This is a genomic window from Evansella vedderi (assembly GCF_030813435.1).
Classification (GTDB): Bacteria; Bacillota; Bacilli; order Bacillales; family Salisediminibacteriaceae; genus Evansella; species Evansella vedderi.
Genome location: NZ_JAUSUG010000015.1, coordinates 23,966 through 49,526, shown reverse-complemented (window position 1 = coordinate 49,526; position 25,561 = coordinate 23,966). Strand labels below are relative to the sequence as shown.

Genomic DNA, 25,561 nt, shown 5'->3' with positions numbered 1-25,561 from the left:
AATGGCGAACTTTCTATATGCAACTAAACTATTAATAGGCTGACTCTGCTAATTTGCTTGATGATGAGTTTTTTAACCCCTTTATAGATGTACGCCATTTCTCCAGATGGTCTGCTCCTTTACCCCTTCTAAGCTGTTCTAAAGTAAGGGCAACCCCATCCTCAATTGATGGGACGTTACTATATAAGAAATACCGGACGGCCGTATTGAAAATAACTTGGTTACGATAGTAATCTAATTCAGGAAAGGATTCGCCATGTAATATTGCGGAAATAATATAAGTTTGCTCCTGAATGTTAATTATCTCTTTAGCAGGGTCTTTGCGATAATGCAGTCTATACTGTGCAGGGTCTAAATCAAAGGGCCTTACTTCATCTGGGGTAACTTCATACATGAAGCTTTTCCTGTGAATGGGTAGATCTTCAGAACCTTCTGCACCTTGAACGATGTATGCCTTTTGAAAGTTTAATCTTCGTAAGTTGGCTACATTGGTGTCTAGTACGGTTTTGTGGAAAATACCTAACATTATTGCATAGGAATCAGCTAAGTTTAACAGCTTTTCAACGATATTAATAAAGGTTCGTACTTCCATTTCTTCACGAATAGAGCGAAGTAGAGCTAATGGGGGACAGAGATACTCTGTCCACGCAAATCCGATATTGTTGTCTTCAATGGACCTGGCTACCTGCTCCGCAGTTAAATCAACAGGTATTTGTAATTGCTCTATAATCTCCTTTAAGGATGATCCATATTTCGGTGGCAGTGTGTCACTCCCATGGAGGTAGACAGGTATACCACTTTCAGCGAGTAATATAGACACAGGAATGGTTGCAGCAAAGGTTTTCCTTCCGTCATATGGACCAGAAAAATCAATTAATTTATTTGAAACTTTTTTGGACAAAGTGATTTTCCTCGCTGATCCCCTAAAAGAATGGACGAATGCCGCCACCTCATCAGGAGATTCTGTTTTAAGTCGTTCTGCTATTAAAAAGGAGGCAACTTGAACGTCCGTTGCTTCTCCAGCGATAATAGACTTACACGCGAGGGTCGCTTCATCATAGGATAAATCTCTTGCTCTCTTTTTCCCTTTCGCCACTTCTTTAATCCATTGCTTCATATGCCATACCTCCTTGCCCCTGGTGCACTAGCTTTTTTTCCAATAAGGGGAGAATGTTTACTGCGCATACCTTAAATTCTGGCATTTTACAGAAAGGGTCTAGTGTAGGGTCCGTAACTCGATTAATAGATTGGGAATCACCCCAGTGAAAGGGGGCAAATATAGTGTCTCGACGGATTTTATCACTATATTTACTTCTAATAATCATGCTTCCCCTTTCTGACTGAAGCTGCAATAAAGTATTATCTTCTATACCGTATTTTGCAGCTGTTTCTGGGTGAATTTCTAAAAGTGGCTCACTGTACCGTTTCATTAAATCTGGACTTCTTCGGGTTTGTGTACCAGATAAATAATGCTCCATGATTCTCCCGGTTGTTAAATATAAAGGGTACTTATCCGTAACAATTTCCATTAATAATGGTTTCTTAAGTGGATAAAATAAAGCCTTACCATCTTCATGGGCAAAGGTATCATCAAACAAACGTGAAGTTCCAGGATGACTTACCTTTGGACAAGGCCAAAATATGCCCTCTTCTCTTAGGCGATTATAGGTAATACCAGAATAGTCGGCTCTTCCGCCTTTACTTGCAACACGTAACTCATTGAAGATATCTTCAGCCGATTTGTAAGTAAAACCAGTATCACAACCTAGGGCATTGGCCAATTCACATAGAATTTGCCAATCATGTTTAACCTCGTTTGGAGGCTTTCTCTTTGCCTCTCTTAAAATGACACGTCCTTCTAAGTTTGTCATTGTTCCTTCGTTCTCAAGATAGGTAGAGGAGGGGAGGATTAAATCCGCCATCCTAGCAGTCTCTGATACGAACATATCAGCAACTACTAAAAACTGAAGTTTCTGTAATGCTCGCTCAACAAAAATAGAGTTAGGGTTAGAAACAACAGGATTCGAAGCCATAACGAACAAGGAGCTTATTTCCCCAGCATCGATTTTTTCCATCATTTCATACGCAGAAACACCTTTACGAGGAAGTTCTGATTCTTCCATTCCCCAAACCTTGGCAATGTAACTACGATCCTTTTCGTTTTCAATGGAGCGATATCCAGGTAATTGATCGGCCTTTTGACCGTGTTCACGGCCACCTTGACCATTTCCTTGGCCTGTAATAGCCCCATATCCTGAAGCATATTTTCCGATTTTTCCAGTTGCCAAAACTAGATTGATAAATTGCCTAACATTTTCATACCCATGTGCATGTTGCTCCACACCACGGGCTGTAAATATAAATCCGGAAGCGGCTTTTCCATACTGGCGTGCTGCTTCTACGATTTGCTCTACGGAAACCCCAGATTCCTTTGCCGTTTCAAGAAGGTCGATAGAGTCTATTTGCTCCTTTATTTCTTCGAAGTAATTGGTTCGATTTTGAATAAATTCTTTATCTAAATAGCCTTCATCCATAATTACCTTGAGCATACCATTGGAAATATAAGCATCCATTCCTGGCTTTACTTGGAGGTGTAAGTCCGCCAACTTCGATGTGGCGGTTTCTCGTGGATCAATGACAATGATAAATGCTCCATTTTTTTTAGCTTTCCTAAAATAAGGGAGGATCGTTGGCTGGCATTCTGCAATATTCGTTCCAACCAAAATAATGCATTTGGAATCGGGAATTTCCGATAAACTATTGGACAGCCCTCGGTCTATACCGAATGCTGCATTCATTGCGGTGGCAGCAGCACTCATACAAAAACGTCCATTGTAATCAATATATTTTGTTTTTAGGGCTACACGGGCAAACTTCCCAAGCAAGTACGACTCTTCATTCGTTAAAGAGCCTCCACCATACACACCGACTGTATCCGTACCGTACTGTTCCTGTAGCGTTTTAAATTGATGAGCAATAAACTCTAAAGCCAGTTCCCAAGGGATTCTAACAAACTCTCCATCTATTTTTAGGAGGGGGTGAGTAATACGCTCACCATGAAACACATGCTGGTGAGCATTTGCACCCTTGATACACATAAGCCCTTGAGAAGTGGGGTCCTTTTTATTTGGTTTTGCTTTAAACCGTTTCCTTGTTACGATTTTTTCTTCTAATAAATCCATGGAGCATTGGACACTACAATACGGGCACTGTGTTTTCATTACCTTTTCTGTGCCTTCTCCAAGCTGCTTTGACCTAAAATGCTTTAGAAAATCACTCAATTTATCTCACCCTTTAGTAGTAGTACTATTAAAATTAGATTCGTATATAAATCATCTCGTCTACAATTTCAACATCAAAGGTACGAACACAGCCATCATCCGGTTTTTGTACTTGACCATTCTCAAGGTCAATTTTCCAATCGTGTAGAGGACAGAAAACATATTCACCACTAATGATTCCTTGTGACAATGGCCCTTGCTTATGGGGGCATTTATTTTCTACAGCCTTTACTTTTCCGTTTGTTAGCCGAAAAAGGGCAATTTCGTGTTCTCCAATAATTACTTCCTTACCAACTTGAGGGGGAAGATCAGTTATATGGGCAACCTGGACTAGTTTACTATCTAATGTTTTGCTCATCTTCTAATACTCCTTTCCTATTGGGTTACAACCGTTACATCTTTTTTGTTGAATAACTCATCCTTTTGTTTAGCGTTCTTAATTATTTCCTTCCATGGATCCTCCGGTAAGGCCTCTAAGGCAACCTCCATTCGGTTTACAAGTGCTTGCTTCATTTCCAAATCATCTACCACAACGGATTTGATATGATCTAAACCAACTCTCTCTATCCAGTGGGATGTACGCTCTAAATAGCGGGCATTTTCACGATAGTATTGTAGGTAAGCGGCAGTTACTTCAAGGACTTCAACCATTGTTTTTACTTTGCAAAGGAGGTCTGCTTTACGTAATTCCGTTCCACCGTTACCTCCAACGTAGACTTCCCAAGAGCCTTCCACGCCTACAATACCTACGTCTTTTATTCCTGATTCTGCACAGTTTCTTGGACAAGCAGATACACCCATTTTTATTTTATGTGGAGTATTTAACCGCTCAAATTTTTTCTCGAGGGCGATACCCATTCCAATGGCATCTTGTGTACCGAAGCGGCAGAAGTTTTCTCCTACACATGTTTTAACCGTCCGAACGGCCTTGCCATACGCATATCCAGATGGCATATCTAGGTCTTTCCATACATTTGGCAAATCTTCTTTTTTAATCCCTAATAGGTCAATACGTTGACCACCTGTAATTTTAAGTAGAGGTACGTTGTACTTATCTGCAACGTCAGCAATTTTTCGCAAGTCTTTAGCATTCGTAACGCCACCGTACATTCGAGGAACAACAGAATAGGTCCCATTATTTTGAATATTCGCATGCATTCTTTCATTAACAAACCTTGATTCTCTCTCATCCTCGTAATCGGATGGATGAATCATTCCAAGGTAATAGTTAATGGCAGGACGGCATTTTGAGCAACCCTCGTCAGATTTCCAACCCAATACATTCATTACTTCCCGGGTCATGGTTAATCCCTTTGCTCTAATTTCCGAAACCACTTCTTCATGGGATAAATCTGTACATGCACAAATGGTTTCCTTTTCATTTCCACCTTGATATTCATCACCTAGAGTGTGCTCTAATAATTCTGAGACTAACCCTTTACAAGTACCGCAAGATCTAGAGGCATTGGTACAGTTCTTTACTTCCTCCACAGAGCACAAGCCTTCGTTTTGAATGGCAGCAACAATATCCCCTTTGGAGACACCGTTACAACCACAAATCGTTTCACTGTCATCCATATTTGCAACGAGACTCGCAGACCCTTCGGTTGAAGATTGAAGGATACTAACTTTACCTAAATCAGAAATATCCGTTCCGTTGTTGATCATGCTTAGTAACCGAGAGCCTTCTGCTGTATCTCCAAATAACACTGCTCCAATAACTCGGTTGTCCCGGACAACAATTTTTTTGTAAATTCCCTCAAATTCGTCTTGGATCCTTATCGCTTTATTATTTGGGTTATCCATAAATTCCCCAGCGGAAAATACATCCACACCGCTAACCTTTAATTTAGTAGATAGTATAGAACCTTGATATCCTTCTTCGGCATCTTGTTTACATAGTTTTTTGGCTAATACTTTCCCTTGTTCGTAAAGGGGGGCAACAAGACCATATACCATTTCTCGATGCTCGGCACATTCTCCGAGGGCATAAATATTAGGATCACTCGTTTGCATATAATCATCAACAACGATACCCCGATTCGTCTCAATACCACTTGCCTTGGCCACATCCACATTTGGTTTAATACCAACAGCCATAACTACCAAATCTGCCTTTACTACCTTCCCGCCTTTAAATAAGACTTTTTCCACCCGTTTTTTTCCAAGGATTGCTTCCGTTTGGTGACTCATTAAGAAGTTCATTCCTTGCTTTTCCAGTTCTTCCTTTAGCATGGTGGAAGCAGTTGGATCTAGTTGTCTTTCCATTAAATGATCGATAATATGAACGACGTCTACCTCCATACCTAGGTTAAGTAATCCTCTTGCTGCTTCTAAACCTAATAAACCTCCACCAATGACAACTGCCCGTTTATAGTTATTTGAAGCATTAATCATAGATTCACAGTCTTCAATATTTCGAAAGGCGATAACACCTTCCTTTTCAGCTCCAGGTATTGGGAGCATAAAAGGGTGGGATCCTGTGGCGATTATTAAGTCATCATAAGGAACTGTACGATCTTTATTTGTAAAAATAAGTTTCTTTTCTTTGTCAATTTTTTTCACCGTTTCCCCTGTAAAAAGCTGAATATTATTCTTCTCATACCAGTCGTAGCTGTTAAGGACAATGTCATCAACAGTGGTATCACCTTGTAATACGGAAGACAGCATTATTCTGTTGTAGTTAGGGTGAGGTTCTGATCCGAAAACGGTAATTTCAAACCGTTCCGTATCCATCTTTAGTATTTCTTCGAGGCATCTTACACCTGCCATTCCATTACCTACTAGCACTAATTTTCTTTTTGTCATAAGTAGCCCTCCAGTTAAGTTATTGGTACGTAAACAATCTTGGAAAATTATTTGTTTACGGCAACCTTTTTTACAGGTAGTTCAATTTCTTGTGAGTCCAGAGCATTTGCTCTATCAACAGAGGATTCGTAATAATCCGCTGCAAAGGAATTCTCCGGTTCTTCTAACCAAAAGAAGCATATTACAAAGCTAATAAAGGCTCCCCCAGCTAAAATAAAGAAAAACTGCTGAGGAGTAACAAAAGTATATAAGGTTAAGTAAATAGTGGATCCAACATTTCCATAGGCACCTGCCATTCCAGCAACTTGACCGGTGATTCGCTTTTTAATCATTGGGATGATAGCAAATGTAGCCCCCTCAGAACCTTGAACAAAAATAGAAGTTAAAATAGTAAGGGCTACGGCTAAAATGAGCGGCCAACCGGAATCAATAAACCCCATTCCAATCATCCCTAACGTAATCCCAACCATATAAACAAGCATGACATTTTTTCTATTGCCCATTCGATCTGACAAAATACCACCTAGGGGCCTTGCAACTAAATTAATAAAGGCAAAGGAAGCTGCAATCATCCCGGCAGAAGCGGCACTCAAGGAAAAGGTAAGCTGAAAGAACATGGGCAGCATAGAAATGATGGCAAGTTCTGCACCGAAATTAGCAAAGTAAGTGCTATTTAATGCAGCCACATTTTTAAACTTGTATTGATCATCTTTAGGTACACCTTTACGTAAGATTGGAACGTTAACCTGTAATATTTTATAGATTTGATAAACCATAACGATGGCAATGCTAAAGTAGATAAGATAAAGGGTTATGGAAGAAATAAAGCCCATTCCTTCCAATCGCCATGCTAACACACCTAACGCTCCACCGAGAGGAAGTGTCCAGATAATTAATTGGATTAAATCCTTCCAGCTGCTAACTTCCATGGCACCGCTTCTTTTAGGAACTACAAACTCTTTTCCCTTTGGAGTATCCCTTACGGCAAAGTAGTAAATTACACCGTAAATAAGACAGATAACTCCAGTAAGGGCAACGGCGTACCTCCAACCATTGTCCCCACCAAACATCGTTAATGCGAACCAAGGTAATAACATTGCTCCTGCTGCGGAACCAAAATTACCCCATCCACCGTAAAGACCTTCTGCGAATCCAATATCCTTTGGGGGAAACCATTCAGAAACCATTCTGATACCAATTACGAAACTAGCGCCAATACTACTTAAGAGTAGCCTTGAAATCATCAGTTGAGTCCAAGTATCCCCAAAGGCAAACATAAACGTTGGAATAGACATAGTAACTAAAAGACCTGAATATACGACCCTTGGACCAAATCGATCAATTAACATCCCAATAACGATTCTTGCAGGTATGGTTAATGCAACGTTAATAATAGCTAAAGCTGCTATGTGATCATTCGTTAACCAATTACTAGATTCAAGCATCGTGGTAGCTAAAGGTGCCATATTGAACCAAGTAAAAAAAGATACAAAAAAAGCGATCCAAGTTAAGTGCAACACCTTCATTCGTTCATTCTTAAACTTAAAAATGTCCATTACTTTCATTTGCTCGTTACCTCCTTAAAATTCATACGGGTTAGATGTAATATTTCGGATATTTTATATTTTCAGATAATGAACACCGCAAAAATTGAAGTTAGTAGAAATTATTGCATAATATAAGGGAGAAAAAAGGATTCTTGATAGATTACCTTACACTCGTATAGTTTAGTGAAGAGGAGCGGAATGTGAAAAAAATCTGTAATAGAAAGCATGTAAGCGCTATAAAAAATACGCAAAAAAATTATTATTTTTTTGTTACTAATTTAAAAAATAAGGAAATAAATACTTAGGATAAGATCATGCAAATTGGAAACAATAACCTTTGTTAATAATGATGTATAGATATTAAGACAAACTATAACAAAGGAGACAAGCAATATGTCGAATATTAATTTAGCAATTATCTATTACAGTTCAACCGGTACAAACTATCAGTTAGCCCAATGGGCGAAGGAGGGAGGACAAGAAGTAGGGGCTCAATCAAAAATATTTAAGGTACCTGAACTTGCACCTCAAGAAGCGATAAATCAAAATCCCGCTTGGAAAGCACATATAGAAGACACAAAGGATGTTCCTACTGTTTCTTTAGAAGATCTGGAGTGGGCAGATGCCATTATCTTTAGTGTTCCAACGAGATTTGGAAACATGCCAGCACAAATGAAGCAATTTTTAGATCAAACTGGCGGCTTATGGTTTAACGGAAAATTAGTAAATAAAGCTGTCAGTGCAATGTCTTCTGCCTCCAATTTACATGGTGGGCAAGAAGCGACGATTCTTTCCATCTATACAACCATGTATCATTGGGGGGCAATTGTTGCTGCACCTGGGTATTCGGATCCACTTTTATTTGAAGCGGGGGGAAATCCTTATGGTGTAAGTGTGACAGTTGATCAGGATGGGAATATGAAGGAAGATGTGGAACAGGCAGTAAAGTTTCAAGCAAAGCGTACAATTGAAGTTGCTAGCTGGATTCAAAAGGGGATAAAATAAAAAGCTTGGACCAGCGAAAGGCGGTGACATTACGCCTGTAGCGTATCCAACCCACATGATACTCTCCTCAAAACAACATGGTCTTCATGTAACTAGTAGGTAATACGGTTATTAAATCATACCGTATTACCTTTTTTTATTGTTTCTCGAGGACTTCACTCATATTAAATTACCTGCTTATTTTTTTCTTCATTGTAGCTAAGTAATGTCAGAGGAATATCAGACTAAAAGTGAAAATAAAAATTAATTTAAATACAGGAAAATAATGCTAATATAGAAGAGGGGAGCTAAAGTAGGTGAAAACAATTTATACTGGTGCCTCGTCTAATTAAAAGGCTACCCAGAATTATTTGCAGGGTAGCTAATTAAAAAATTAGAAGGTGAGATTCTTGAAGGAGCGCAAAAGCGGATTAGAACAATTGGACGTTACATTGTTGTTTCTTTTATTCCTATTGATGTGCATCAGTTTATTAGCCGTTTACAGTGCAAGTTTACCCTATACTAATAGCAGACCTTGGATGGATTCCTTTTATTTTGTTCAAAGGCAAGTTATTTGGTTTGCTATCGGCACTATTTTAATGATTGGGGCAATGAGTGTCGATTATGAGGTTTTAAAGAAGCTCTCGATACCCCTTTATGTATTAGGTATGATTCTATTATTGTTAGTGCATTTCATAGGGATAGAAGCCAAAGGAGCACAAAGGTGGTTAGGTGTAGAGGGTGTTTTTCAGTTTCAACCTTCAGAATTCGTAAAAGTATTTGTATTAATTGCTCTTGCCCATCTTCTTTACTCCATTTCAATGAAAGGTAGAGTAAAATCCTTTAAAAATGATTGTATTGTTGTGGGAAAAATTCTTTTATTAGGGTTCCCGCCTTTTGCATTTATTCTGATACAGCCAGATTTAGGTACAGCACTTGTTATTGTCTCTATCATGTTTAGTATGATCATAATGTCTGGTATTACGTATCGAATGATAGGGTTACTTATCACGCTTGTTATCATGTCGGTAAGCTTTTTAGTATGGCTCCATAATAACTTTTTTGAACTTTTTGCAAAAATTATTAAGCCGCACCAATTAGATCGGATTTATGCTTGGTTAAATCCAACAGAAGATATTAGTGATGTGGGGTATCAGCTTCACCAAGCTATCCAAGCAATTGGGGTGGGGCAGTTATTTGGCAGTGGTCTGACACAAGGGATTCAATCACAATCGGGCAATATCCCCGAACTTCATACAGATTTCATCTTTGCTGTTATTGGAGAAGAGTTCGGGTTTATGGGAGCAACCACCCTAATTATCATCTATTTTCTTCTCTTATATAGGTTAATTATTATTGCATTAAATTGTAAAAACGTATTTGGTAGTTACTTAGTTGCAGGGGCAATCGGTTTATTTATGTTTCAAATCTTTCAAAATATCGGCATGACAATTGGCTTAATGCCCATCACCGGTCTGGCACTTCCATTTATCAGCTACGGAGGAAGTGCGCTGCTAACGAATATGATTGTGATTGGAATAATACTGAATGTTAACATTAGAACGAAACACTATATGTTCGGTGAAGAAGAATACATCGCTTAAGAAAATCTCCTATATGGAGATTTTTTACCTTAATTAAAATTTTTCTGACTTCTAACCGTTATAGGTATGGTTCAATAAACGGGAACTAGTTGTTGAAAGTAAAAATGCGTTCATAGAACGGATTAATGAACGCATTTATTTAGGTTGTCACCTTTACTTTTTAATTAAAATCCGGTGAGTAAGGTTTAATTTCCTTAAAGATAAATGTTTTAGTGGTATTTACTCTCGGCTCAAAATGTTCAAAGGCTTTAATTGGATGCACGTTTTTCATGTTAAGGGAATAAAGCTTATTTTTGTCTATTTCTAGACTGTAAATATACTGGTCTACATCGTGGCCTGTGGAGTTATCTAATATTTGGTTATAACCAGAAACGTAGACTACCTTTACTGTGGGTAAATATCGGAAGAAAAAGCTAGCCAAATAAAAGGCTGTACCTCCTACAAGTAAGGCATACTCCTCACGATGCTGTCGCTGTGTTTTATCTGCAATCTTAAGTCTGCCTGTTTTTAAAATAGATGCCTTTTTGATAGGGACTTCATCAATAGTTGGTAGATCAATATCAACATAAACTTTCTCTGATGAATAAACTTGAAAATCCACATCCGTTTCCAAAGGGAAATCTAATTCATCGAGAAATAAACTCACCCATTCCTCCATAGCCTCTGTATTCCCCGAGGCGGCCATAGTAGCTAGCCCTTTTCGGTGGGCTAACTCATCATCCAGTTCCTTTTTCTCTTCCTGATAGTTCCTTTGGAGCGCCTCCAGCTTTTTCTCTGTTTCTTTCAAAACCTTTTTGTTAAACTCTTTTTTATAGGGAGGTAGAAAAATTGTTAGCTGCTGAAAAAAATTCAGGTTTTTCTTTTGTTGTTTTGTAACTTCCTTTAATAAAGAATCTTTACTAGGAGGCGGATCAATTTCTTGAATGGAATCATTGGCAATCTCAATTAAATCAGCCTCGGGCTGAAACAGCTGATGGTGCATTTCTAGAAGTCGCTCTGTTTGCTCATTTATTTCCTTCGCTTTATCTTCATACATCCTCTTTAAATCTGTCTTATATGCCCTTCGAACCTGTTTTTCTTCATTATCATTTAATGGTCTCCCGTCCTTTGTCCTAAAGGTAAAGTCCTGTACGTCATCATTCCAATCAACTTGAATTGCGTCTTCATGTGGAGCAGAAGGTTGTACGGATGATATAGTGGAAGTAGTTGATTTTCTACTTCTTCCGGTAGGTTTATCCAATCGCGTACGGTAAGATAGACCAGTTCCAGGTATTCCTGCATTCCCATGAATTCCACGGCGTCCTACTGTAACAGAGGCGCCTCTAGGACCAGCAGAGGCGCTTATTCCCCGTTTACTAAAATTAATACGAACACCAGGTGCCACACGGACTCGTTTCTGAAAACGAAAGCTCATTTTTAAGTCTCCTTTCACTTAGGGGAAGTAGATTGGAGTTTCATATTAATATACGGTGCTTATGCTTTTTTCTTACTTACCATGCTGCGTTATATTGTTTTGCTCCTTCTATGTTTACATTCAATTCTTTTGCTGCTGTACGGGGCCAATAAGGGTCTCTGAGTAATTCGCGGGCTACAAAAATAAGGTCTGCCCGTTCATTTTGTAATATTTCCTCTGCTTGTACACCAGTTGTTATTAACCCTACAGCACCAGTAGCAATTTCAGCTTCTTTACGTAATGTTTCTGCATATTTAACCTGATATCCAGGATAGGGGTTAATTCCCACTGGAATAACACCGCCACTGCTACAGTCAATTAAATCAACCCCAAGTTTTTTCATTTCCTTGGAGTAGTATATAAAATCATCCATATTATTACCCTCTTCATGATATTCATCTGCTGAGATGCGAACAAAAAGCGGACCGTCCCACACCGTCTTCACATTGTCGATTATCTCTCCTAAGAAGCGAAAGCGATTTTCTCTTGAACCGCCATATTGATCTTCCCGCTTATTAGAAAGGGGGGAGAGAAATTCATTAATTAAATAACCATGGGCCCCATGAATTTCGATGATATCAAATCCTGCTTCTTTTGATCGACGTGCCCCCCTTTTAAAGGCTTCAATTGTATCTGAGATATCCCCTAGAGACATTTCTTTAGGTACTTTGCTACTTTCATTAAATGGAACAGCACTTGGGGCAATGATCTCCCCTTCGTGAGTAGATTTTCTACCTGCATGTGCTAACTGGATTGCAGTCTTCGAGCCATACATCTTCATTCCGTCAACTAGCTGTTTTAAACCATCAATATGTTCATCCTCCCAAATCCCTAAATCCTGTGGGGAGATTTGTCCTTGTCTAGTTACGGCTGTGGCTTCAATCATTATTAACCCAACTTGTCCAACAGCCCGACTTATGTAATGAGTTAGGTGCCAGTCGCATACTTTTCCATCTTCCGTATGGGAGGAATACATACACATAGGGGACATGACAATTCGATTTTTTAATGTTACGTCTTTAATTGTATAGGGGGAAAATAGCTTTGAGTTCATCATTACCTTCACTCCTCATTTAGTTTCATTATGTATAAATTAATATATGTAAACACAGCTATTTTAAATTTATCATAAATTGAAATCAATGTCAGAGGTTAGCACGTTCATTTATTGACATTAAAAAAGAAATAAAGGAATCCGTTACGGATTCCTTTATTTTGTCTTCTTATTTGCGTGTAAATATCCATTGACATGAGCTAGTAATTTACTGCGGGTAATTATTCCTAAAAATTCACCGTATTCATTTTCCACACAAATAAATGGATGGTTAATAGAGTAAGATAGAGCACGTTCAAAACGTTCATCGTTTTTCATACGGGCTAGTGAAGTCGTCATCACTTCGGAAACAGTTGTGGTCTGAAGTCTTTCAGGCTCAATTCGTTCAAGTCCCAAAATAGAATCTAATATTTGTGCCTTGCTTATTAGTCCGTGTAATTTAAAATCTGTGTCTAGCACTGGGATCGCAGTGTAACCGGATTTTATTAAAATTAACAGAGCGTGTTCTAATGTATTATTTGGTTGAACATGGGCCACTTTTTCTACAGAGATCAAAAAGGACTGAATAGGTGATTCTAAAATATTAAGGTAATCAAGTTTTTGCATGTAAATGCACACTTTCTTTGTGAGATTTTAAAATGTAAGCATATGGATTTACATTTTAAAGGAAAATACATCCACTATCTATGGTAGTGGGAAGTGGAAAAAATGTCAATGGGAATGATAACGCTTACAATATTGTGTATGTATGAAAATGATAAACAGTGTTTGTCCACTGTTTATCATTTTCATGGATCACCCATACTAGTGGTGAGGTGAGAAAGGATGCACAGCAAACAAACAGTAAAATATATATGTGAAAAATATTCGTCTGGAAATTGTTATTATTTTAAGCAAGAAATGATTACCTTTAATTCATGGGATGATATTAATTCTTTACAATGGGGAAGGAAAAGACCCATAACAAAAGCAACCTTTGAGAAAAGAAAGGAGGAAGGGTACCGTACGGTGGAAGAATACATCGAAAAGCCACCTGCTGTAGTCTTACCCTTTCATAAGTAGACCTCCATGGAAATGATAATTCCCACCATGGAAAATGAAAATTTTAGTCTGTATTGGAATGAGCGAAGGTCCACGACACTCCTGCGGAAGAACGAGCCTGGCAAGACCCCACAGGGCGTAAGCCCGAGGAGGCTTGCGGTTCGCCCGCGGAAAGGGAGTGGGCTGCAGCGAATACCAACACAGTATTTGTATTTTCAGGGTGGCACAAAGTAAATAGAGGCTGCTCCTTAACAGTGTGGGTTTTAAAACAGCCTTTTCAATTATGACCTAATTATAAAAATAGGCCATGAATATTTCGTTATCAAACTCTCCATCAATATAGACTTGCTCCTTCTGAATACCCTCTGTAACAAACCCGAATTTTTCGTACAATCGTTTGGCAACCTTATTGGATTCAAAAACTGTTAAACAAATCTTATGCAAACGATGAATCTTGCCCCACTGTAGTGTATAGTCCATGATGCTATTTCCAAGACCTTTCCCTTGGGCTTCCTTACCGAGCCATGTTCGGAAAAGGGCTGTGTGGCGTTTCATTTTTAATTCTCCCCTTACTAAACGGGCAATCCCCATAACCTGATTATCAATAACAACAGCTGTATACATATTATCCTGTTCAATCATCTCTTGAATAAAGGATTGCTCCTCTTCAATCGTTCTGACCTTTTCCTTTTGAATGTATTTTCCTTCTTGAATAATATCTTCTACATTTGTAATGATGTCAAAAGCATCATCCTTTTCTGCAGGACGAAGAGTTACCTTTGTACCATCTTTAGCATCCACTTCCATAATCAGCTTGCCTTGTTCTGTTTTAATCATCTAAATAGTCTCCTTCTTTATTTTGCCAAAAGGAATCTGGGTTCTCTTCTATTTTTGTTTTGATTAAGTGGGAAGCTGGAACAATCAGTACATTATTTTTTTCAAAATGTGGCAGTGCATCATTGATACCGTTAAAGGTATCCATTCCTTTTACTCCCACATGGCCAATGGCAATAGCTTGTCCCCGTTCCTTAGCTAGATCACAGAGGGCAAGCATTTGCTTATATACATGATCACGGGAAGAGTAACTATCGTCTAAAAAAGTATCCCTGACTGCAAAGGGAATATCTAATTCTTCTGCAATCTTACCTACAACGGAGTCACCGCTTGTGGCACTGTCGATAATGTACAAATTGTGTTCTTTAGCAACTTCTAAAATTGCTCGAACAATTCGCTCATTACCTACAATTTTCGAACCCATATGATTATTTAACCCACGAGCATGGGGGACATCCTCAATGGCTTTCCGCACTCTTCGTTTTACTTCCTCTGTGTCAAGGTCTGAAGTAATAGGTAAAGGACCTAACCAAGATCTTTTCCCTTTCTTTGGTTCTAAGGGCATGTGGATAATTATTTCAAATCCTAATTCGTGGGCAAGCTTTGCTTGCTCTGTTGACCCCTCTAGGAAGGGCATAATTGCTACGGTTATAGGAATATTTGAATGAAGAAATTTCTCCACTCCCCCTGTATAACCGCCGAAATCATCGATCACAATGGCAGCTTTTGATGGTTCCCTTTCATTCGCATTAGCGATAATGGAAGAAGGGATTAGCACAGTTAAAAATAAAATGTTAATGAATAAAAGGGGAAGGATACAAAGTGAAATTCTTTTAAAAAGAGACATAAGGATAGCACCTCCAACTGATCAAGTTTAGTTGCTCCTATTATGCCTCTAAATAAAAAGTAAATAAGTGAAAATAAAAAAAACACCATTATAACGAATGGTGAATTTTTTTACTTCCTCATTTTAAAGGCTGCGTTTAATTGACCACGGAGCATTTTGTTTCGAATATCAGCTTTTTTCATTTCTTCACGACGAATCTCAAATGTTTGCATCCCATCTTCAATTTTGTTTGCGATGTCGACAAGTTTTTCTACATCATGAAAAGAATACTTACGTGTACCACCTTTGCTTCTTTCTGGAAAAATCAATTTTCTCTCTTCATAGTATCGGATTTGCCGTTCAGATAAACCTGTTAATTCACTTATAACTCCTATACTAATTACTTTTTTTTCTTTATAAGACAAAGGAAATCCCTTCCTTCTATAAGTAATTGTTTTTTTATCTATGGATACTATAACATGCACGTTAAACTTTTATGGAGATATTGTAAGGAAATCTAACAAAACTATTTTTTGTTGTAAAAAATCGTCTGATATAAGTAATCAGACGATCAAAAAATAACCACTATTCCTTAAGTTGTTTTTCTAAAAGTGCTTTTAATTCCCGAACTTCTTCTCGCAGTTCTACAACCTCTTTATGGGTATCTTTAATCTCCTCCTCTGTGGCATCGGCTTTATCCACATTATTGACGATAACCCCAATAAACAAGTTGAAAATGACAAAGGTACCAACAAGTACGAAGGCGACAAAATATACCCACGCCCATGGCAGTTGTTCAAAAATAGGGCGCATTACTTCACTAGCCCAGGATTCTAACGTTACTACCTGAAAAAGTGTTAATAAAGAAAGTTGTAAGGAGCCAAAATATTCCGGTGCTGTCTCTCTAAATAGCATTGTACCTGTTACAGCAAATATATAAAAGATAATACTCATTAACAGTAAAATATTTCCTAATGAAGGGATCGTCATTACTAGAGCGTCCACCAATCGACGGAGAGAAGGAATAACAGAGATAGCTCTGAACACGCGAAGTACACGCAAGATACGTAGTACTGTTATGAAGTGGGCTCCCATGAAAATATGACCGGCAGAAACAATAATCACATCAAACCAATTCCAACCACTTTTAAAAAAATCCTTTAAACTTGGAGCAGCAATGATACGAAACACGATTTCTACAGTAAAAATCCAAAGTAGGGCTGCATCTATTTTAAAAAAAAGATTTTTGTTTTCGTAGTAAATATTTGGGTAAGTTTCTATTCCCACAACAATTGCGTTAAATAAAATTAAACTAATAATAATTCTTGAGAAATAACGGTGTTCGACAATTTTGCGTATATTTTTCTTCCAGTTTTTCATTATCCGATGCCTCCAACAGTCTCCATGCTTACAGTCTTCTATAATTCTACTAAAAAGAGAAGGAAGAATAAACAAAAACCCTCTGTCTAGATTTACCAGAATCTTGAAAGAGGGTTTTAAATATTCTTATCGTTAGGCGCTGTTTTGTGCAGCTTGTTCTTTTATGATCCGTTGACAAACGTCGTAAGCACTGGAAAAGGAAAGCTCCGAAAGTTGGCCAGCCCCTTGGCACCAGTCCCCAGCAAAGTAGGAATTAGTTAAATTAGAAAAATGTGTTGGTAATCCTCTTTGGTTCATTGTCCACTTGATGGCCTGAACCACTGCAACCTTTGATACACGGGGAACAACTAGTTCTTTTCTCCAGCCATCGTAATGTTTATCATAAAAGGCTTCAATCCGTTGCTTAATTTTTTCATGGGCATTCGGATCATTTACTTCGTTCTTTTTTAAGTAAGCAACAGCTTGCAGCAATTGACCTCCAGGAGGGGCTGCTTCCATATCATAATAAGAAATATCTGTAATAAATATTTGCCGGTCCCTATCAAAAATATAGGTATAAGATGAGTCAATACGCTTTTTCAGGCCAATATCGTAAAACATAACATAGGTCGGTTCAAAATTTTTATATCTTTCTAACTCAGATTCAATTGGTGAACCTTGAAATAATTCACGTAGTTCCTCTGGTGGAATGGCAAAAATAAAGTCTTTTGCCGTATAGGTGACTTTATTTGTATGAACTTCCGTAACCTTCTTTTGCTCCACCTTAATTCCGTTAGCCTTTGTCTTTGTAATGATTTCTCCACCGTTCTTTTCAATAATTCTAATAAATTCATTAATTAACTTAGCCCAGCCACCCTGGATGTAACTTACGGGAATGTTTGTTTTAAAAAGTCGGCGATAGTATCCAAAAAAGACATCAGACGGGATTCGTTCCGGTTCTCCTGTAAAAAAGTTGGAGGATGCGAGGTTTAACATCATCTCCTTAACAGCAGGACTAACCTTCTTGTTTTCTAACCAGTCGTGAATGGAAATATCAGGGTCACCCTTTTCAAACCCAAGCATCGTAAACATAATATGATAAGCAAAACGAAATTTATCCATTCCCTTAAGTAATTTTGTTTGGATTAATCCACCAATATTAGAAGGTACAACAGAGACCTCTTCACCTAAATCGTACTTTGCTTTCATTTGTGTAAAGTCAGACCAATAAAGCCTCAATCCCAGTTCTTTTTCTATTGTTGTTAGGAAAGATTGGTCTCTTCCATATATAGCATGGGCACCAAAATTAAACTGGAACCCCTTCATTTTGATAGTCATCGCTCGACCACCGAGCTTACCTCTTTCAATGACCGCTACCTTTTTCCCATGGTGGGAAAGTTTAGCGGCAGCGGATAATCCGGCCAAGCCACCACCGACGATTACGACGTCGTATTGGCTTTTTTTCATATTTATACCTCCTATTGGACAGAAAGGAATATACCTATAATTACTTTAATCTTTTTGCTGAAAACACTATGAAAATGTTGGTTTAATTATAGCCTATTATTCCTACATTGAAAAGGTATTATTATATGTCAAGGTAGATTGTGAATAGTGAGATTATTTATCTCTGTAGCCTGTTTTTTCCTTTGTTACTGCATTATGGGTTGATTCCCCTAGTTCGATAGAACGTTCCCAAGCTCTCAATATACAAGAAACGATGGCCTCTTGAACCTTGTTTTCCTTTAACACTTCAAACCCTGCTTCCGTTGTTCCACCTGGACTCATAATTTGTTTATATAATTGGGCGGGCTGCGCTTCACTTTCTTGTACCCTTTTACTTGCCCCAAGTAAAGTTTGGGATACTAGTATTTTTGCTAATTTACTATCGATCCCCATTTTTTCTGCAGCTAATTCCATTGCTTCCATTAAATAATATATATAGGCAGGGCCAGTTCCTGTTAAAGCTGTCATGGCGTCCATTTGCTCTTCGAGCACCTCTGCCGTTTCACCAACTCCTTGAAACAGTTGGTTTACCGACTTTCTTACGGAATCACTAACAGCTGTCCCGTAGCTTATAGTCGTCATGGAAGCTCCAACAGTTGCTGAAGTATTGGGCATTGTTCGAATAATGGGAACATTTATTTTATCAATGAATGCTTCAATAGAGGAAGTGGATACCCCTGCCATCACCGATACAACGGGGGTTTCTTTCCCTAGAAAGGGAATAAATTGACTCAATGCTGATGCCCAATCTTTTGGTTTACACGCTAAGATAACAATAGTACCTGGTGAAATAAGTTCTTCTCCCTTTCGGGTACTCTTTATGCCATAGTAATCTGTTAATTCCTTTAGTCGTCGATCATTAGCTCGGTTAGTTACGGTAATTTGATCTTCTTTTAAATATTGATTCTTTAACCACCCGCTTATAAGGGATTCTGCCATTGCACCTGCACCAATAAAACTAATTTTTTTCATCATGGTATCTTCCTTCCTTTTTTCACATTTGATTTAACCGTCTCATGAGTTATTGGCAGAGACGAACGCACAAGTATTAAATGTTACTAATTATGAAAGGCATCTGCTAATCTGTCAATATATTTTATAAAAAATAGTGAAAAGCCCATGTTCAGATGTTTTTTTTAGATTCTGTTATTATAATGAAAATAGGTAATTAGTTATGATCAGAAAGGACGAATGATGATATGACTTCCGTGGTTATTACTGGTGCTTCCAGTGGTATAGGAGAAAAAATGGCTTTTGAAACAGCGAACCGGGGCTGGACACCGATTATGCTTGCCCGTTCTTATGACAAGCTTATGAAAAGTGCAGATCAAATTAAAAAGGATACGGGTGTTTCTCCATATATCTTTCAGCTAGATGTAACGGATCAACAAGGGATAGAAACTACCTTTGCGGAGATTATAGAGACTATAGGTCCTATAGATGTACTGATTAATAATGCTGGATTTGCCGTTTTTGAACTAGCCCATGAATCATCAATGGAAATAGCTAAATCCATGTTTCAAGTTAATGTATTTGGGGCTGTGGCTTGCACCAAAGCAGTCCTGCCAAAAATGATGGAGAGAAATTCCGGCCACATTATATTTATTGCGTCACAAGCAGGAAAGCTAGCTACGCCTAAATCCAGTATCTATTCTGCCACAAAGCATGCACTATTAGGGTATGCCAATAGTCTTCGGATGGAATTAGGAGGGACAGGCATACAGGTGAGTACTGTTAATCCTGGTCCCATCCGAACACCTTTTTTTGATACTGCAGATGAGACGGGACAATATCGTAAAAATGTAGAAAGGTTTATGCTCGACCCAGAAATAGTTGCTGCCCGAACTATTGATTTAATTAAAAGGCCTAAAAGAGAATTAAACTTACCTAAATGGATGGGGATTGGCACAAAGATATATCAACTATTCCCAGGTGTTGTGGAGAGAATTGCAGGAAGTCAGTTGAGCAAAAAGTAGTAATGGAGTGGCTTAAGGTTGGAATAAACCCTCAAGTCACTCTTTTTTGTTTTAATTTCCAGTTGAATAATTATTGTTAGGTGCATATAATAAAATCACAATCGAACAAACGTTCTTTACGGAAGGGAGCTAGGCTTATGAATTTAGATTATGACTCTTTACCAAAGAGAACGATTCTTTGTGTAGATATGAAAAGCTTTTATGCAAGCTGTGCTGCAGTGGCCAGTGGTCTTGACCCACTTACTACTCATCTAGCTGTTGTGGGAGACACTACGAGGGAGGGGAGTGTCATTCTTGCCGCAACACCAGCCTTAAAAAAAGACTTTGGCATTAAGACAGGAAACAGGCTTTTTGAGGTTCCAAAGGATCCAAGGATCTATTTAGTAAATGCAACAATGGCGACCTATTTAAATATTTCTGTCCAAGTCACTGAGTTATTTCATCAATATGTACCTATGGAGGCAATCCATACATACAGCGTGGATGAAAGCTTCCTTGATATTCACGGAACAGAAAGGTTATGGGGGAGTGATTGGGAATTAGCTAAACGAATTAGTGATGATATGTATAAACGATTTGGCCTCTCCTGTGCCATCGGCATTGGCCCAAATATGTTAATGTCAAAAGTAGGTCTCGATATTGAAGCAAAGACCAGGAAAAGCGGTATCGCCAAATGGACTTATGATGATGTAAAAACAAAGCTATGGCCCATTACTCCCCTCCAAAAAATGTGGGGAATTGGATCACGAGTGGAGAAGCGCTTGCAACGTATGGGGATTTTTTCTATAGGCCAGCTTGCAAGTTATCCACTTGAGAAATTAGAAAAGGCTTTTGGAGTAATGGGCAACCAACTGTATTATCACGCTTGGGGAATTGATTTTTCCGAAGTGGGGGCACCCATTTTAAGCGGGCAAATCAGCTATGGTAAAAGTCAAATTTTATTAAGGGATTATGACGATGAAAAGGAAATTAAGCAAGTTATTTTAGAGATGTGTGAAGAGGTGGCAGGACGGGCAAGAAAGGTAAATAAAGCAGGGCAAACGATTTGCCTTGGAGTAGGCTATAGTAAAGAGGCTGGACATTCTGGTTTTCACCGTCAGCTTACTATTGAAGAACCAACCAACATTACATTGGAAATTTACGAAGCATGTTTGAAGTTAATGGAAAGGAATTACGATGGGAGTGTGGTCCGGAGAATTTCTGTTGCCCTAGCTAATATTTGTGATGATTCCTGTATGCAATTGAGTTTATTTGATAGAGGTCAAACTAGGCCGAAGCAGCGGACCCTTGGCTACGTAATGGATGATATTCGGCGAAAACACGGCTCCAATGCCATACTGCGGGCAGTTTCCTATGCAGCAGGTGGTACAGCAAGACATAGGAACACCCTTGTTGGGGGCCATAAAAAATAGAAGGATGTCAAGTTTACTTGTGTGAAATAAGAAATAAAGATTTGGGTAAGAAGAAAGCCCGCTAGTTACTCAAAGGGTCTGAAAACGAGACTTTGGTAATAACTACGGGCTTTGTTACATATATTACTCTTCGGAAAGGGTAGCTCCTTAATTAAACTGCCTCATCATCTACTGAAATTTGAATAATGTCTTGAAAAGGAATGCTTCTTCGTTGAAAACGAGAGTCTTTCAACTCTAAGGTGAGGGATCGCTGAAGCTGGTCAATTCGATAAACAAAGCCTTGCACAGTCTCCTCTTTTCCATGATCGATAATGGTAATGGAAAGGGCTAAATCATGGTAATAAGCCTCTCCTAAAAGCCGACTCCATTCCTCTAATACCTGCTCATCCAGTTGGGGAGGAGCCTTTTTCTTATGTTTAGCCGTCATTTCCTTTAGTTGTTGAACATGCTCTGGAAGCATCATGGATGTCCACTTAATTACACCCCGGTCACGATTCATTTTCTTCACCTCATAATTTTATAGAACGTGTGTTCGTCATTTATTGTACCCTGAAGTTAAAAAGTTAACAAGAAAAAATTTGTTAAACTTTTGGAACAGGAGTTTACGTAACTGTAAAATTATAGTCACAATTTCTTCACCAAAAGATACTTTAAAAGGTGTATAGTTAGTGATATATTTTGAGCATGGTTTGTTTCACAAAAACAAATTTCAAAAGAAGAAAGGGCGTTGGTCATGATAGTTAAAGACCTAGTGGAGTCAAAAGAACTAATGGTGGAGGAAACAAGTCAAAACGTAGTAGTTCTTTACGAACGATTTGATAATTTAGATTGTGTAGGAGAAGGCAGCAACCTGCAGGAAAAGGAATGTGACCCAGAGGAATTCGTACAAATCTTAGCTGGATGTTCAGGAGATTCCTTAACAAGTAAGAAAACATATCGTGTAGGGGAGAATTTTAATTCAGTAGAAGAAATCCTATTTGATATTAGAGAGAATTACAGCCATCTTTTAAAATAAATCTGAGACTTTAACACGAGAAGAGGCTAGGACATAACTAAAGTGTTTAATCGGAAATACGAACAATACACTACCTTAGGGAAGTATATTTCCGAAGCGGGTAGATTGCACCTACATCAAGTTTATTCGGATTTCTTATTAGTAAAATACTTTTGTCCCAGCCTCTTTATCATTTTGGATAGTGTAAGTTGTGCACACCATTTTCAAAGGCTATAATGAGTAAAGAATGACCGTGTGCAAAGGAGAGAGTAATGTTGATTAAGGTTTTGTTTGTTTGTCTAGGGAATATATGCCGCTCACCAATGGCGGAAGCTATTTTTCGCCAAAAGGTAAAGGAACAAGGGTTAGATCATAAAATTTCAGTAGATTCAGCAGGAACAGGGGATTGGCATGTGGGAAATCGTCCACATGAAGGTACTTTGAAAATTTTAGATGAAAATTATATAGAGCATGAAGGAATAACTGCTAGGCAGGTGGAAGCAAAAGACTTAAAAGACTATAACTATATTATTGCAATGGATGCTTCTAATATGGGAAACCTTCACAAATTAAAGGGACATGAACAAACGGGAGAAATGGCTCGCCTTTTAGATTTTATTCCTAATTCAACGATCGTAGATGTACCGGACCCTTATTTTACAGGGAATTTTAATGAAGTGTATGAACTTGTAGATGAGGGCTGTGAGAAACTCTTAGCTTACATAAAGGAAAAAGAAGAAATTTAGTGATCGGCAAATAGCCCTAAAAACATACTTTGGGAAAAGAACTGAAAAGTTGTACCGTAAAAGTCTGTCAGAAAATCTGACGGACTTTTTTTACTAAAAAACGCTATTAGTATAGGTATTAGGTACATTGGACAAAGGGGGGTGAATAGCATATTAAAGAGTGTAATTACCTATAAATGAATTCTAATTGAAAGAGGGAGATAATTTTATGTGTGGAATCACTGGTTGGGTTGATTTCCATCGCCCCTTACAGCATGAAGCAAGTACATTGAAAAGCATGGCAAAGACCCTTCAACTTAGGGGGCCGGACGACACAAATACTTGGGGAAATAACGACGTCGTATTCGGTCATACTCGACTTATTGTTGTGGATCCAAAAGGTGGAGCTCAGCCAATGGTTCGAAAGCATCAAGGAAGGACTTTTAGCATTTGCTATAACGGTGAGCTTTACAATACAGAGGATGTCCGTAAAGAATTAATACAAAAGGGATATACCTTTCAATCTCATTCCGATACGGAAGTATTATTAATTGCTTATATACATTGGCGGGAAGATTGTGTAAAAAGGTTAAACGGTATTTATGCTTTTGCTATTTGGGATGAAGAGAAGGACCAAGTATTTATTGGAAGAGATCGACTTGGAGTAAAGCCTATATTTTTTTACAAGCTTGGAGAAGGGCTGTTGTTTGGATCGGAAATGAAGTCTATCCTTTGCCATCCAGAAGTGGATACGATAATTAATGACAACGGATTAAGGGAGGTTCTCGGTCTAAGTCCATCAAGGACTCCGGGACATGGTGTTTACAAGGGGATGGAGGAGCTTCGCCCGGCTCATTGGATGACAATCTCTAAAGAGGGAGTCAAAATAAAACGTTATTGGCAGGTTAAAAGTCATGAACATAAGGACTCCCTTGAAGAGACTGCAGAGAAAGTACAATCGTTATTTGTGGATACCGTTCAAAGACAACTTGTTGCCGATGTACCTGTTTGTACGTTCCTTTCTGGAGGAGTAGACTCAAGTGCTATTACAGCAATTGCTTCTAACTATTTTCAGGAAAATGGGAGAGGGGCACTGAAAACCTATTCCATCGATTACGAGGAAAATGACCAATATTTTAAAGCCAGTAAGTTTCAACCTAACTCTGATGGACCTTGGATCGAAAAAATGCATAGAGCCTTTCACACAAAACATCATCCTTGTGTTATATCCAATGAGTACCTATATGATTATTTGGAAAATGCTGTGACAGCTAGAGATCTTCCTGGTATGGCTGATATTGATTCCTCATTACTATGGTTTTGCAAACAAATAAAGAAGGATGTAACCGTAGGCCTTTCAGGTGAATGTGCTGATGAGATTTTTGGTGGGTATCCATGGTTTCATGATGAGAAGATGATGAATCAATCTACATTTCCGTGGATGAGTTCAGTAATGGAACGGCAGGAGATGCTCAAACCAAGTTTGAGGAAACGTCTCCAATTAACCGATTATGTGGAAAATAGATACCAAGAAACATTAAAAGAGGTACCGCACTTAGAGGGAGAAAAGGGGACCGAGAAAAAACGGAGAGAACTGTTCTACGTCAATATGATTTGGTTTATGACAACATTGTTAGACAGAAAAGATAGAATGAGTATGGCTGCAAGCTTAGAGGTCCGTGTTCCATTTGCAGATCATCGTCTAGTGGAATATGTTTGGAATATCCCTTGGGAAATGAAAATGTATAATGGGAGAGAAAAGGGGATCCTTAGAAAGGCTTTAGAGGGAATATTACCAGATGAAGTCCTTTATCGTAAGAAGAGCCCTTATCCGAAAACGCATCACCCTGTCTATACAAGGCTGGTTACAGAAGGGTTAGAGAAAATAGTAAAAGAAGGGGAGTCGCCACTCTTTGATCTATTCGATCGTAATGCCTTACAGAGATTAGTGGAAACAAAAGGAGCATCCTTTAAGAGACCCTATTTTGGTCAATTGATGACAGGCCCCCAGCTAATGGCCCATCTAATTCAAGTGGATACATGGTTAAAGAAGTATAAAGTGAACATAAATAATTAAGAAAGTTTCGGTTGCAGACCCCGGTGAGCGGGAGCTAAGGTGGCAACATTAAAAAGAGTACATCATTTAGGAAGTAATTC

At 38.4% G+C, this 25,561-nt stretch carries 23 protein-coding genes; 8 read left to right on the top strand and 15 right to left on the bottom strand.

Annotated elements, in window-relative coordinates; genetic code table 11:
- Positions 1 to 31 precede the first annotated feature (31 nt).
- Genes J2S74_RS17615 through J2S74_RS17595 form a run of 5 tightly spaced genes read right to left on the bottom strand, consistent with a single transcriptional unit; the run spans position 32 to position 7,654 of the window.
- The gene (locus J2S74_RS17615) at positions 32 to 1,117 is read right to left on the bottom strand and encodes an anthranilate phosphoribosyltransferase (RefSeq protein ID WP_307327949.1); all 1,086 of its coding nucleotides are present in this window, start codon (positions 1,115 to 1,117) and stop codon (positions 32 to 34) included.
- Positions 1,101 to 3,281, bottom strand: a complete 2,181-nt coding sequence (nasC, locus tag J2S74_RS17610) for an assimilatory nitrate reductase catalytic subunit NasC (RefSeq protein WP_442345769.1) — start codon at positions 3,279 to 3,281, stop codon at positions 1,101 to 1,103. The genes J2S74_RS17615 and nasC overlap by 17 nt, the downstream gene beginning before the upstream one ends.
- A gap of 34 nt (positions 3,282 to 3,315) precedes the next feature.
- A complete protein-coding gene (gene nirD, locus J2S74_RS17605; protein ID WP_307327946.1) occupies positions 3,316 to 3,639 on the bottom strand; it encodes a nitrite reductase small subunit NirD in 324 nt (107 codons plus the stop codon).
- A 17-nt stretch (positions 3,640 to 3,656) separates the two neighbouring features.
- The gene (gene nirB, locus J2S74_RS17600; protein ID WP_307327944.1) at positions 3,657 to 6,089 is read right to left on the bottom strand and encodes a nitrite reductase large subunit NirB; all 2,433 of its coding nucleotides are present in this window, start codon (positions 6,087 to 6,089) and stop codon (positions 3,657 to 3,659) included.
- A gap of 47 nt (positions 6,090 to 6,136) precedes the next feature.
- Positions 6,137 to 7,654: a NarK family nitrate/nitrite MFS transporter gene (locus J2S74_RS17595; RefSeq protein WP_307327941.1), complete on the bottom strand. Its 1,518-nt coding sequence runs from the start codon at positions 7,652 to 7,654 to the stop codon at positions 6,137 to 6,139.
- Positions 7,655 to 8,029: 375 nt separating this feature from the next.
- On the opposite strand from J2S74_RS17595, the gene wrbA reads away from it, so the two are divergent.
- Together wrbA and rodA are read left to right on the top strand one after the other, a co-directional pair.
- Complete coding sequence (wrbA, locus tag J2S74_RS17590) at positions 8,030 to 8,641, top strand: NAD(P)H:quinone oxidoreductase (protein WP_307327938.1); 612 nt, start codon at positions 8,030 to 8,032, stop codon at positions 8,639 to 8,641.
- 389 nt (positions 8,642 to 9,030) lie between these two features.
- Complete coding sequence (gene rodA / locus J2S74_RS17585; protein ID WP_307327936.1) at positions 9,031 to 10,224, top strand: rod shape-determining protein RodA; 1,194 nt, start codon at positions 9,031 to 9,033, stop codon at positions 10,222 to 10,224.
- 160 nt (positions 10,225 to 10,384) lie between these two features.
- On the opposite strand, the gene J2S74_RS17580 is transcribed toward rodA, so the two are convergent.
- The 3 genes from J2S74_RS17580 to cbpB all read right to left on the bottom strand — a co-directional run bounded on the left by J2S74_RS17580 (position 10,385) and on the right by cbpB (position 13,337).
- The gene (locus J2S74_RS17580) at positions 10,385 to 11,638 is read right to left on the bottom strand and encodes a DUF4236 domain-containing protein (RefSeq protein WP_307327933.1); all 1,254 of its coding nucleotides are present in this window, start codon (positions 11,636 to 11,638) and stop codon (positions 10,385 to 10,387) included.
- 76 nt (positions 11,639 to 11,714) lie between these two features.
- Positions 11,715 to 12,731 (bottom strand): NADPH dehydrogenase NamA, encoded by a 1,017-nt coding sequence (gene namA / locus J2S74_RS17575; RefSeq protein WP_307328187.1) that lies wholly within the window; start codon positions 12,729 to 12,731, stop codon positions 11,715 to 11,717.
- A 156-nt stretch (positions 12,732 to 12,887) separates the two neighbouring features.
- Positions 12,888 to 13,337 carry a cyclic-di-AMP-binding protein CbpB gene (gene cbpB, locus J2S74_RS17570; protein WP_307327930.1) on the bottom strand — a complete coding sequence of 150 codons (450 nt, stop codon included), beginning with the start codon at positions 13,335 to 13,337 and terminating at the stop codon, positions 12,888 to 12,890.
- A gap of 219 nt (positions 13,338 to 13,556) precedes the next feature.
- Between cbpB and J2S74_RS17565 the strand changes: the two genes are divergently transcribed.
- Positions 13,557 to 13,793 carry a hypothetical protein gene (locus tag J2S74_RS17565; RefSeq protein WP_307327928.1) on the top strand — a complete coding sequence of 79 codons (237 nt, stop codon included), beginning with the start codon at positions 13,557 to 13,559 and terminating at the stop codon, positions 13,791 to 13,793.
- Between the two features lie 267 nt (positions 13,794 to 14,060).
- Here the strand turns inward: J2S74_RS17565 and J2S74_RS17560 are convergent, their stop codons facing one another.
- From J2S74_RS17560 to proC, 6 genes are all read right to left on the bottom strand, one after another.
- Positions 14,061 to 14,609, bottom strand: coding sequence for a GNAT family N-acetyltransferase (locus tag J2S74_RS17560; RefSeq protein WP_307327926.1), 549 nt, complete (start codon positions 14,607 to 14,609; stop codon positions 14,061 to 14,063).
- The gene (locus J2S74_RS17555; RefSeq protein WP_307327922.1) at positions 14,602 to 15,453 is read right to left on the bottom strand and encodes a divergent polysaccharide deacetylase family protein; all 852 of its coding nucleotides are present in this window, start codon (positions 15,451 to 15,453) and stop codon (positions 14,602 to 14,604) included. The genes J2S74_RS17560 and J2S74_RS17555 overlap by 8 nt, the downstream gene beginning before the upstream one ends.
- Positions 15,454 to 15,563: 110 nt before the next feature.
- On the bottom strand, positions 15,564 to 15,857 hold the full coding sequence (locus J2S74_RS17550; RefSeq protein WP_307327920.1) for a MerR family transcriptional regulator: 294 nt from the start codon (positions 15,855 to 15,857) through the stop codon (positions 15,564 to 15,566).
- Positions 15,858 to 16,017: 160 nt separating this feature from the next.
- Positions 16,018 to 16,812: an ion transporter gene (locus J2S74_RS17545; protein WP_307327917.1), complete on the bottom strand. Its 795-nt coding sequence runs from the start codon at positions 16,810 to 16,812 to the stop codon at positions 16,018 to 16,020.
- Positions 16,813 to 16,944: 132 nt separating this feature from the next.
- Complete coding sequence (locus J2S74_RS17540; RefSeq protein WP_307327914.1) at positions 16,945 to 18,258, bottom strand: phytoene desaturase family protein; 1,314 nt, start codon at positions 18,256 to 18,258, stop codon at positions 16,945 to 16,947.
- Positions 18,259 to 18,411: 153 nt separating this feature from the next.
- Entirely contained in the window at positions 18,412 to 19,269 is an 858-nt protein-coding gene (gene proC, locus J2S74_RS17535) for a pyrroline-5-carboxylate reductase (protein WP_307327912.1), read from the bottom strand.
- A 227-nt stretch (positions 19,270 to 19,496) separates the two neighbouring features.
- Here proC and J2S74_RS17530 point away from each other — a divergent pair, with 227 nt between their 5' ends.
- Both J2S74_RS17530 and J2S74_RS17525 read left to right on the top strand, forming a co-directional pair.
- Entirely contained in the window at positions 19,497 to 20,273 is a 777-nt protein-coding gene (locus tag J2S74_RS17530; protein ID WP_307327909.1) for an SDR family NAD(P)-dependent oxidoreductase, read from the top strand.
- Between the two features lie 137 nt (positions 20,274 to 20,410).
- Positions 20,411 to 21,685: a Y-family DNA polymerase gene (locus tag J2S74_RS17525; RefSeq protein WP_307327906.1), complete on the top strand. Its 1,275-nt coding sequence runs from the start codon at positions 20,411 to 20,413 to the stop codon at positions 21,683 to 21,685.
- Between the two features lie 151 nt (positions 21,686 to 21,836).
- On the opposite strand, the gene J2S74_RS17520 is transcribed toward J2S74_RS17525, so the two are convergent.
- On the bottom strand, positions 21,837 to 22,184 hold the full coding sequence (locus J2S74_RS17520; RefSeq protein ID WP_307327905.1) for a YolD-like family protein: 348 nt from the start codon (positions 22,182 to 22,184) through the stop codon (positions 21,837 to 21,839).
- Between the two features lie 234 nt (positions 22,185 to 22,418).
- On the opposite strand from J2S74_RS17520, the gene J2S74_RS17515 reads away from it, so the two are divergent.
- The 3 genes from J2S74_RS17515 (at position 22,419) to asnB (ending at position 25,481) form a co-directional block, all read left to right on the top strand.
- Positions 22,419 to 22,700: a hypothetical protein gene (locus J2S74_RS17515; RefSeq protein WP_307327903.1), complete on the top strand. Its 282-nt coding sequence runs from the start codon at positions 22,419 to 22,421 to the stop codon at positions 22,698 to 22,700.
- Between the two features lie 254 nt (positions 22,701 to 22,954).
- On the top strand, positions 22,955 to 23,425 hold the full coding sequence (locus J2S74_RS17510; RefSeq protein ID WP_307328185.1) for a low molecular weight protein-tyrosine-phosphatase: 471 nt from the start codon (positions 22,955 to 22,957) through the stop codon (positions 23,423 to 23,425).
- Between the two features lie 208 nt (positions 23,426 to 23,633).
- Positions 23,634 to 25,481: an asparagine synthase (glutamine-hydrolyzing) gene (gene asnB / locus J2S74_RS17505; RefSeq protein WP_307327901.1), complete on the top strand. Its 1,848-nt coding sequence runs from the start codon at positions 23,634 to 23,636 to the stop codon at positions 25,479 to 25,481.
- The last annotated feature ends 80 nt before the right edge of the window (positions 25,482 to 25,561 follow it).